The sequence below is a fragment of the Kamptonema sp. PCC 6506 genome, assembly GCF_000180455.1.
Taxonomy (GTDB): domain Bacteria; phylum Cyanobacteriota; class Cyanobacteriia; order Cyanobacteriales; family Microcoleaceae; genus Kamptonema; species Kamptonema formosum.
Genome location: NZ_CACA01000070.1, coordinates 1 through 9,343, shown reverse-complemented (window position 1 = coordinate 9,343; position 9,343 = coordinate 1). Strand labels below are relative to the sequence as shown.

Here is a 9,343-nt window from a genome sequence, read left to right as displayed (position 1 = left end):
GCTCTCCTGCTCCCCTGCTCCCCCGCTCCCTAAAGGTGGCGACACTTCCAAGGTTAATTGTTGCAAATCACTTAATCGCACTCCTCGCAAGATTTGGGGTAGAGTTTCCTTGGCTGTAACGCCGGGACTAATATGCAAAACAAGATTGTCACCTTGGCGAATTTGCCAAGTAACGCGGGGATGACAAACAGCGATTTGCTGAAGCATTAATTGTACTGCTCGTAACTGCTGTGTAGGAGATACAAAACCGCGACGGACTGGCCAACTGCCAAATAAATTAGATACCGTTACCACAGTACCGGGAGCGATCGCAATTGCTTGTACTTCCGTCGGTTCCCCAATATTATTGTAAACAACTCGCCAACCAGATGTTAGATTTTGATTGGGGGATTTTTGCTGGTCATTCTTAGAATCTAATCTCTCTTCAATCGGATGTTCAAAATCGTTTTCTCGACTTGCAATTTCCAAGCAGGCTAACTGAGCCAAACTGTGTAAAGCTTCGCCGCGAAATCCTAGAGTTGTAATCTTCCAAAGGTCTTTTGCACTCTTAATTTTGCTAGTGCTATGAGCAGTTGCCGCCTGCTGTAAGTTCTCTAAATTCATCCCCATACCATTGTCTGCAACTTGCACTCGCCATTGCTCTGGCCAGAGCGAAACAATGATTCTAGTTGCACTCGCATCGAGGGAATTTTCTACCAATTCTCGCACTACAGCGGCCAAAGAGTCAATGACTTCTCCGGCGGCAATTAGGTGGACAACTTCTGCGGGTAGGGTTTGAATTGTAGCTGTCATCCCATTTTAAATTGTAGATTGTAAATTGTAGATTTTAGATTGTAGACGATCTAAAAGTGGATTCTATTCAGTTTTTATTCGTGGCAAACGCAGGCAGAAAGTTGTGCCTTGGGAATATTGCGATTCAAAAGTAATATCGCCGCCATGAGCATCTATAATTGACTTAGCGATCGCTGTTCCCAATCCCGTACCGCTCCGCTTTCCAAAAGTTACAAATGCGTCAAATAGATGTTCGCGAATTGACTCAGGAATTCCCGGTCCATTGTCAGAAATTATAATTTTTGCCCATTTCTCATCGGTCTCAAGCACAATCTCAACTTTACCACCCTTACCGTCAAAAGCTTCTACAGCATTTCCCACTAAATTTTGCAAAACGCGCAAAATCTTGTTTTCATCAGCTTCGATAATTACATCTGCTGTCTGCACTACCAAATCGACATGAGTACTATCAAAATAAACTCGGTTTAGCTTTTCAAATTGCTGTAAAGTATGAGATAAATTGACTGTTTTTTTGTGCAGTACAGCATTACCGCGAGAAAATTCTAATACTTCGTCCGCCATTCCTAACATTCGCTGTACTTGCAATTGAATCAGTTCGCACCATTCAGCCGTTTCTTCGTCTGGATGCAAGTCTTGGAGCATTTCACTGGATAATTGAATCCCTGTAAAAGGACTTTTAAAGTCGTGAATGATGGTGCTAACCATTTCTCCTACTACTACCATTTTCTCTTTGTGAACTAACTGTTTTACGTATTGGTCTGTTGTGGATCTTAGGTGTTGAGTAATGTAACCGAATAGATGAAGTACCGCACTCCCTTTGGCAATTCGCAAGGTGTCCATCAGAGTGTCGCGGGAAATTTTTGCTAATGTTGAATTACCGCAAACGACGGCTCTAGCACTGCGAGGCTGTCCGTCTAAAACTCCAAATTCTCCGAAAAAGTCGTTTGGTTTTGCTACGGCAACTGTTTGATATTTGCCTTCGGGTGTGCGCTTGCTAAACTCGACTTGACCTTCTAGAACTAGGTATAAAAAATCGGGAATTTCTCCTTCTTCAAAAACTACTTTTTCCAGGGGGAAGCTTTCCACTTCTGCCACTTGGCACAATTGGTCAGCTTGCTCTTGGTCAAAATAGGAGATAAATCGATGGGATGCTAGCTCCATTTGAGATTACCAAATGATTAATCTTGTCAGTTTCTTTCTGCTATATTTACTCAGTATTTCTTCACTCTCACCACTCGGTAAAGCGAGCTTTGTGCCCAGAAGTTGGGCTATAAAGCCTTATTTCAGCCGAGCGGAGCGCAGTTCAGTATAAATACTCAGTTTTCGTCAGCTTACGATTGAGCTGAGGGTCAGAGCGATCGCTCCCTGTCTAAGTAGAGTTTCGCCGAGCTAATAGTGCATACGCCTGTTGGTGTTACTCCCCGTTAGACTATCATATCCCCACCTGTAACCCAAACTGAGTCTTGAGTATAAACCCCGCTCAACCTAGAAAGTAGAGCGATCGGGTAATTGATTTAGCTTGACAAAAGTAGTTATATATGATATGCAATCTGAGATAATTTGGAGGAATGAAGAAAGGGTGAAGGAAGACGCGATCGCCCAACCACGTTGCTAACCGCTAGCTAAGGTTATAATTTAAAAGCAAACAATAGTTAGAAAGGAAAAAATTTGGAAATTCCACCTGAAGTCCAAGATGCTCTGGATAAGCTGAGGGTTCAAACAAAACCCACAGTAAGCAATCCAAGGCTAGAGCGTGTAGTTAATAAGCTTTTCCGAGACAACCCTACACTTCATCCAGAAGGTACTGCATCTGCAATCATCTATGAAACAAAAACAGGAAATCTAGTGGGAGGAAAAACCCATAAGCAAAAAGGAATAGAGCGAATGCGACAATTAGAGAAAATGATTCAGGAAGGCAACCTAAATGCAGAAGATAAAACCATAGCAACTGATATATTTTGCGATTTACGAGATGCTTTGCTAGTAACGTAAATCTATTAAGATAATAAGATTTACTCTTCTCATATATAATCGATGTACACTATATATATTTAGTCAAATGAAAGTAATTAACGTCAATCAAAGAAGTCCCCCAAAGTAGTTTGATAATTGTCTCAAAATCTCATGCCAACATCATCAACATCACCAAGATATTCAACATTACCAACATTACTAACAATGAGCGAATTAAAATTTGAAAACATAGGAGAAAAGCTAGTTGAAGTAGTACCGGAACTTCGACAAAGTTATGAATTAGAGCTAAAGTGGTGGGGAAATGAACAACCAGGGCCTCACATTATCTTTGGGGATCTGCTTAACCCCTACTTAATCTCTTTGCTTGAATCACATAATCAACCAATTCTCAAGCAGATATTTACTTTTCTTGAACAATTAGCCAACCACGAAGATATTAAAGTGCAAGAAGTCGTTGCGGTTACTGTATGTGAACGTCTGGGGGATAACCCAGAATGGTTATCGAAAGTGCGTCAGTATATGGGTAAGACGACGCTTCAATTTTCTCAGGAAATAGAAGCCTTCTGGGGGCGAGAACAACCTATAACTGCCTGATGAGAAGATAGAACCTCAAGCAAAATCTACTACTACTATGCAGTAAACTCAATTACAGGTGTCTCAATCACGCGAGTAGGCTTTCTGTCTTCCCAAACTATTTGCTGCAACCGCTTTACTCTCTCAGGAGAAAAAAAACGTTCTCTCGTTTCCACACAAACCCTAGCTGGGACGTTTTCAAAAATGATAAACTTGCCCTTAATTTCTAGGGTAAAAGTTACTTTTTCTTCTACAATTGTTTCTTTCAAAATGTCAGTTTCCATTTTGGCTTCTCCTAATTTTAAAAATTCAAAATCACCCTGTACAATTTTAACCCTAATTTCTTCAATCATTGTCATCCAGCCGCACTTTACCTATACCTTCCTAAAGCTATCACAGCATTTTGTCCCCCAAATCCAAAGCTAAAACAAAGTGTATTCCCGATCTTACTCCCACGGGCAGCCATAACTAAGTCTAACTCAAATAATGATGTTCTCAATCCCACACAAGGCGGTAAGATTTGATGTTTAAGACTCATTAAACACAAGGCCGCACCCAACGCACCAGACGCACCTAATGTATGTCCCGTTGCTCCCTTAGTTGAACTAATAGCAACTCCTTGAGGAAATAACTTTTCAGTTAACATTGCCTCATGTTCATCATTTAAATTAGTTGCAGTGCCGTGAGCATGAATATAATCTATATCATTGACAGATAATTTACTACGACTTAAACATTGCTCGATCGCTGCGATCGCACTTTTCCCTCCTAAATCCGGTGCAGTTCCATAACAGGCATCATTTGTCAAGCCAAAACCCAAAACTTGACCGTAAATCTTAGCACCGCGTCTCTTAGCTAACTCAGCAGACTCCAAAACTAACACCGCAGCGCCTTCTCCCAAAACAAAGCCTTCGCGCTGCGAATCAAAGGGATAGGCCCCCGTTTGGGCCAAAGCACCCATCTGATTGAATCCTGCTAGGGTTAAGGGCGTAATTGGGGCTTCCACAGCGCCAGCAATGACGCGATCGCATTGTCCCGTCTGGATTAACTCAAAAGCTTGCGCGATCGCCCAAATTCCCGTCGCACAAGCTGCCGCTGGTGCTAATACTGGCCCCCTCGTACCAATGAAATTAGCCGCCGCGATCGCCCCAGCATGAGGCAAACAATCTAAGAATTGGTAATTGGTAATTGGTAATTCTTTTCCTTCTTCGTCCTCTGCTAGATAAGTAAATTTTTCTTCCTTCTTCCTTCTTTTTTCTTCCTTTTTCCTTCTTCCTTCCCTTGCAAATTGCTCTAACTTTGCTTGATTTCCGCGACTAGAACCAATAACTAAGCCACAATCAGGTAAAGGTAAAAATAAATCAGCATCGATAATAGCATCAGCCAAAACCTGCCGAGTCAGTTTTATTAACTCAACAGGTTTTTTGCCAATTAAAGCCAACGGCCTGCATTCAATTTCTGGGAAAGGTTGGTGTAGCCTAATCCCAGAATTACCCGATAAAATCTGATTCCAACTAGATTCCAGCGTACCCAAAGCTGAAACAAGACCGATTCCAGTAATAACAACTTTTACACTCATTGCTATTTGTTAGTTGTTAGTTGCTAGTTGTTAATATTGGACTTGACAACCAGTCACCTGCTACTTACAACTATAAACTAACTATTTGCCCACGAACAACCAACAACTAACCACTAACTACTAACAATTAATTTTTCAAATTTTCCAACCCCTGCGTTACCTTAGCCGACTCAATGCGATCTCCAGCCTGAATTTGATCCACCGCTTCCATCCCTTGCGTTACATAGCCAAAAACCGCATAACTCCCATCCAAAAATGGCAAATCACTCAAAGCAAAATAAAACTGAGAAGAAGCCGAATCAGGAGGATTAGATCGAGCCATTGCTACAGCGCCGCGAGTATGCTGCAACACAGGTTTAGCCGTTACTCCCGCTTGTTGAAGTGTCGTACTATAGGTAGGTTCTTTGGCTCCTTTCGGCTTAATTTCTAAGGGAATATAGCGCTCTTTTGAAGTTGCCGGATCGATAAAACCACCTGTTCCCAAACCCGCCGCCGGAAACTTAGGATCTTTCCCCTGGGGATCGCCGCCTTGAACTACAAAAGGTTCCGGTTCCCGAACTACTCGGTGAAATACCAAGCCGTCGTAAACTCCGCGCTTGACTAAATCAACAAAATTACCCGCAGTAATAGGCGCATTTGTGCCGTCTACTTCGATAGTTATGGGGGTACCTTTGACCACCATTACTACCGTTGCCTTTCCTTCTAGGCGGGGTACATTAGTAATTTGTGGGCTACTCGCTTGTTGCGGTGGAGTTGAAGCCGCTTCACTGGCAGAGGGGCTAGGGACGGGTGAGGAATTTGCACTAGGGGAATCGCCGCATCCTCCTAAAGTTAGTACGCCAACGAGCAAAAGTGGCAGTATCCATCGCTGAATTTTAATTTTCATCTTGACTAGAAATTAGACAGTTGATCTACAATAGTAATTGTATCAAGTAAGTTTTTAATATTAATATCGGAGTTCGGGACAATGACGACAGTGATTTTAAATTTGGAAAATGTCGATCTGAGTGACGAACAGTTTTACCGCTTGTGTCAGGTTAATCGAGATTGGCAATTTGAACGCACAGCTAAGGGAGAGATCGTTATTATGTCCCCTGTAGGTGGAGTGAGTGGAAATCGAGAAGCTAGTTTAATTACAGATGTATATTTGTGGAATCGGCAAACGCAACTGGGGATAGTTTTTAGTTCTTCGACAATTTTTCGTTTACCTAATGGAGGCGATCGCTCTCCTGATGTAGCTTGGGTGAGGTTAGAACGATGGTCAGCTTTAACGGAGGAAGAACAAGAGAAGTTTCCACCAATTTGTCCTGATTTTGTCATTGAGTTGCGTTCCCGTACAGATGCGATTCAACCTCTTCGGGAGAAAATGCAGGAATATCTTAATAGTGGTTTGCAGTTAGGGTGGCTAATTAATCCTCAAGATCGACAAGTAGAAATTTATCGACGCGATCGCACGGTAGAGATTGTACAAATTCCCGTAAGTTTATCGGGAGAAGATGTGTTACCAGGGTTCGTTTTAAATTGGCCGTTAGCGTGAATGCGATCGGCTTAAATTGTAGTTGCAAGAAAGTAAGTAATTTGGTGGTAAAGGAGTGCGATCGCTTTACATAGCTTTTACTATCGGTAGTAACGGATATATAGTCGGGGCTAATCCTAGAACTTCGCCTTAATTTGTGAATAACTACTATGGCTATGAAAATTGAACTTATGGCTGATTATGGATGCTATCCCCTATGGTGGGCTAATGGGGAAAAAGTAGGTGATATCGATCCCGCAACACTACCCTTGAGTCAGCAAACACTCTTACGTTTGGAAAAGTGGGCAGATGCCTATGATGCTAAATTAAACTGGGACGATCCGGCTTCATCGGGTTTTGCTAGTTTAGAGATAAAGCAAGCTTTTGAGGATGAAGGTGTCAGTCTTTGGCATCAGTTGAGAAAAGAGTTAGTACCAGAATATGAGGTTTTCTACTTTAGCAATATGTTGCAGGAACACATAACGCATCCGAGTCAATTGGAAGTGTTGCAGGAAATTAGATGAGTTGTTGGTGCAGTGCGATCGCGCTTTGAGATTCAGGAATGGGAGATGTGCGATCGCTTAACTAATGCTGAATTAGATAAAGTGGTTTTTAGATTACCACTCTTGTCTTTCAAGAATTGCCTTTAAAGATTCATCAACTATCACACCGCCGTGTTTATCATAAATATTGAACCAAAATGCAGGTAAGTGTCCTTGAGGGGCTTTATTAAGGTTGAAAGTTATGTCTTTATATTCTTTCCAGCCAAAAATACCCCCAAACACTCCAGCTTTTCCTCGCCAACCCACAGCTTCTCCAAAGTCTCCTACTTTTTTACCCACACTGAAATATATCTGTTTTTGTACTCTGAAGCCAAAACGTCCGTTACTGTTGCTTCCCCAAAGTCTATCTATATTTTGGATGTCCTCAATGGCTAGGGATCTTATATTATCTACCGGATTGTGACTTAATAATTGTAAAACAATTTTTCCAGTTTCCAAATCGGATCTTTCCCATTCCTGCATACTCAATAATTTTTCCAAATTAGAATAATTTGGCTTGGGAACAGCCTCTCTGATTTCCTCTTCAAGCTTATGATAAATTTTCTCTTCGGATGTAGCATCTTCTAGATAAACTTGACTTTCTTCTTCTAATTTCTTGAATTCGTCAACAGAAGTCAAAGCATCGCGCTTTTTAGCCTTCGCTGCATAGAAGACACAAGCTGCATTTCCAATTGCATAGATCATTAAGGCTTTGCTTATTACATTTAAGGCTTTAGCTTTCATTGGATCAAGCTTTAGCCAATCTATACCTGCATTGATTGCTCTTTCCCCTAAAAGAGTAACACCAAAAATCATAAGGGCTTCCTGTTTACGTTCTTCAGAGTCTAATGAAAAGCCATAAATTGCTGCTATCTGATACACCATTTCGGCTGAGAGCTTAGAGATAGATGGTAAATCAATCTTTGCCAAACCTATTAAGATATCTTCCACAACTGTTTTACTAATTAGCTCAACTCCTGCTGCCTGTAAAGACTTATGAACGATCAAGATATGAGCAATTTCATAGGGTGTGCTTTCCTTATATCTTCCCTGTAATCGATTCACAGAGTTTATGGTAGCTGGAAAGTCAATGTTCGCAAATTCACCAGCCAGCCAGCCAACTAAGTCTTTCCAAGCACTAGGATTAGCTTGGGTTTTTAAATCTGATAAACGAGGGTTTTCTTTTACAGCATTATTTAGGGTTTCAACTGGTGTTTCAGTTTCGATTTTAAAAGGTACTATTTCTTCTCCTACGAATGCTGATTCTGGAATCCATGTTCCTCGGTTTTCCCCTTCAAGTTGAAAACATATTCTGCGACAATCTACATAGGTAGCTACAGCTAAAACTTTTCCGTTTTTTTTGTGACCATTAATGGAGCAAGTTGTTTGGGAAAATAGGTTGTGAGTTAAAACCATTTTTGATTAATTATATATAACGACTTTATAAGTATAACAAAATAGGTATTAAAGGTAATCAGTATATTCACTAAATCGTAACTATCCCTAGCTGACTAGCGCATTCCAACAGTTCGTCTCCTACGATAAATCCGCCTGCATGAGTATCAGAAAAACTCATACAGGCGGATTTTTAAAAGCCAAAAACTAATACCACCCAATTGATTTTAGTTTCTGTAAACGCGAATTATATCCGCCCTTTTTCATCTTCAGACATCCTCTAAAGGCCTTCCAAAGGAACTCCCAAAAATCTAGCCAATTGAGCTCCTTGATTTTCCACCTCAGACAATCCTAAAGGCTGACCCACCCGCGTCAACGGATATTCCCGACGATCCTTGAGTTTGAGATAAATTGCTCGGCGCGGACTCAGACCTTCCTTAATATCAATTCGCACCGATTGTACATCCTCCCTCTTAATGGCGATATCAATTTTGCGGTTTTTCCCCGGAAAACCCCAGCGAAACAGTCTAATACTCCCATTTTCGCCATTAAACTCATTGTAGCCGCCCCCAACATCGCAGGCGATCGTCATCCACAGGTAAAGCGCCAGCAGCACCCCACAAACACCATAGAAAGTCATCGCAATCCCTTGAGGGAAAAAGTAGAGCTGAGTAGGGTCAGCAAAAGGCAGTAGGTTAACGTGCAAGTAGGAAGAAATACCTGCCAGTAAAAAACCAGTCCCGCCGATACTAACGATCGCAGCGAAGAAGTAATTACTCAAGCGGCGCGATCCCAGAACCTCCAGACGGAGTATGCGATCGCTTGTCGATGTCATTTGTGCAGTCATAAAATTTTCCTTTTTTTAGCCCAGGGGAATTGCAAATTTTGTTAATTTGTAATATATAGTTATGTTAACTTAATTAGAAACCTTCCCCTTTTAATAAGCACGAGGATTTTCGCGAAATGACTATA

Annotated in this window: 11 protein-coding genes; 4 read left to right on the top strand and 7 right to left on the bottom strand. The window is 41.4% G+C overall.

Annotation, left to right across the window (positions count from 1 at the left end; all coding sequences use genetic code 11):
• Both mutL and OSCI_RS03405 read right to left on the bottom strand, forming a co-directional pair.
• A partial coding sequence (gene mutL, locus OSCI_RS03410; RefSeq protein WP_193387011.1) for a DNA mismatch repair endonuclease MutL occupies positions 1–792 on the bottom strand: 792 nt, incomplete at its 3' end.
• 63 nt (positions 793–855) lie between these two features.
• The gene (locus OSCI_RS03405; protein WP_007353457.1) at positions 856–1,953 is read right to left on the bottom strand and encodes an ATP-binding protein; all 1,098 of its coding nucleotides are present in this window, start codon (positions 1,951–1,953) and stop codon (positions 856–858) included.
• A gap of 507 nt (positions 1,954–2,460) precedes the next feature.
• Between OSCI_RS03405 and OSCI_RS03400 the strand changes: the two genes are divergently transcribed.
• Together OSCI_RS03400 and OSCI_RS03395 are read left to right on the top strand one after the other, a co-directional pair.
• Positions 2,461–2,784, top strand: coding sequence for a hypothetical protein (locus OSCI_RS03400; RefSeq protein WP_007353456.1), 324 nt, complete (start codon positions 2,461–2,463; stop codon positions 2,782–2,784).
• A gap of 186 nt (positions 2,785–2,970) precedes the next feature.
• A complete protein-coding gene (locus tag OSCI_RS03395) occupies positions 2,971–3,360 on the top strand; it encodes a DUF7674 family protein (protein ID WP_007353455.1) in 390 nt (129 codons plus the stop codon).
• A 35-nt stretch (positions 3,361–3,395) separates the two neighbouring features.
• Here the strand turns inward: OSCI_RS03395 and OSCI_RS03390 are convergent, their stop codons facing one another.
• From OSCI_RS03390 to OSCI_RS03380, 3 genes are all read right to left on the bottom strand, one after another.
• Positions 3,396–3,623: a YgiT-type zinc finger protein gene (locus OSCI_RS03390; RefSeq protein WP_026103816.1), complete on the bottom strand. Its 228-nt coding sequence runs from the start codon at positions 3,621–3,623 to the stop codon at positions 3,396–3,398.
• An 86-nt stretch (positions 3,624–3,709) separates the two neighbouring features.
• A complete protein-coding gene (locus tag OSCI_RS03385) occupies positions 3,710–4,918 on the bottom strand; it encodes a beta-ketoacyl-ACP synthase (protein WP_007353453.1) in 1,209 nt (402 codons plus the stop codon).
• Positions 4,919–5,045: 127 nt separating this feature from the next.
• A complete protein-coding gene (locus tag OSCI_RS03380; protein WP_007353452.1) occupies positions 5,046–5,804 on the bottom strand; it encodes a peptidylprolyl isomerase in 759 nt (252 codons plus the stop codon).
• An 81-nt stretch (positions 5,805–5,885) separates the two neighbouring features.
• Here OSCI_RS03380 and OSCI_RS03375 point away from each other — a divergent pair, with 81 nt between their 5' ends.
• Positions 5,886–6,455: a Uma2 family endonuclease gene (locus tag OSCI_RS03375; protein ID WP_007353451.1), complete on the top strand. Its 570-nt coding sequence runs from the start codon at positions 5,886–5,888 to the stop codon at positions 6,453–6,455.
• 149 nt (positions 6,456–6,604) lie between these two features.
• Complete coding sequence (locus tag OSCI_RS03370) at positions 6,605–6,958, top strand: hypothetical protein (protein ID WP_007353450.1); 354 nt, start codon at positions 6,605–6,607, stop codon at positions 6,956–6,958.
• Between the two features lie 93 nt (positions 6,959–7,051).
• On the opposite strand, the gene OSCI_RS03365 is transcribed toward OSCI_RS03370, so the two are convergent.
• Both OSCI_RS03365 and OSCI_RS03360 read right to left on the bottom strand, forming a co-directional pair.
• Positions 7,052–8,392, bottom strand: coding sequence for a GUN4 domain-containing protein (locus OSCI_RS03365; protein WP_007353449.1), 1,341 nt, complete (start codon positions 8,390–8,392; stop codon positions 7,052–7,054).
• Between the two features lie 259 nt (positions 8,393–8,651).
• Positions 8,652–9,218, bottom strand: a complete 567-nt coding sequence (locus OSCI_RS03360) for a photosystem I assembly protein Ycf4 (RefSeq protein WP_007353448.1) — start codon at positions 9,216–9,218, stop codon at positions 8,652–8,654.
• Positions 9,219–9,343 lie beyond the last annotated feature (125 nt).

Coding starts and splice junctions, on each gene's coding strand:
- OSCI_RS03395 (WP_007353455.1), top strand. CDS start 2,971: ATGAGCGAATTAAAATTTGAAAACATAGGAGAAAAGCTAGTTGAAGTA.
- OSCI_RS03365 (WP_007353449.1), bottom strand. CDS start 8,392: ATGGTTTTAACTCACAACCTATTTTCCCAAACAACTTGCTCCATTAAT.
- OSCI_RS03380 (WP_007353452.1), bottom strand. CDS start 5,804: ATGAAAATTAAAATTCAGCGATGGATACTGCCACTTTTGCTCGTTGGC.
- OSCI_RS03370 (WP_007353450.1), top strand. CDS start 6,605: ATGGCTATGAAAATTGAACTTATGGCTGATTATGGATGCTATCCCCTA.
- OSCI_RS03385 (WP_007353453.1), bottom strand. CDS start 4,918: ATGAGTGTAAAAGTTGTTATTACTGGAATCGGTCTTGTTTCAGCTTTG.
- OSCI_RS03405 (WP_007353457.1), bottom strand. CDS start 1,953: ATGGAGCTAGCATCCCATCGATTTATCTCCTATTTTGACCAAGAGCAA.
- OSCI_RS03360 (WP_007353448.1), bottom strand. CDS start 9,218: ATGACTGCACAAATGACATCGACAAGCGATCGCATACTCCGTCTGGAG.
- OSCI_RS03375 (WP_007353451.1), top strand. CDS start 5,886: ATGACGACAGTGATTTTAAATTTGGAAAATGTCGATCTGAGTGACGAA.
- OSCI_RS03390 (WP_026103816.1), bottom strand. CDS start 3,623: ATGGAAACTGACATTTTGAAAGAAACAATTGTAGAAGAAAAAGTAACT.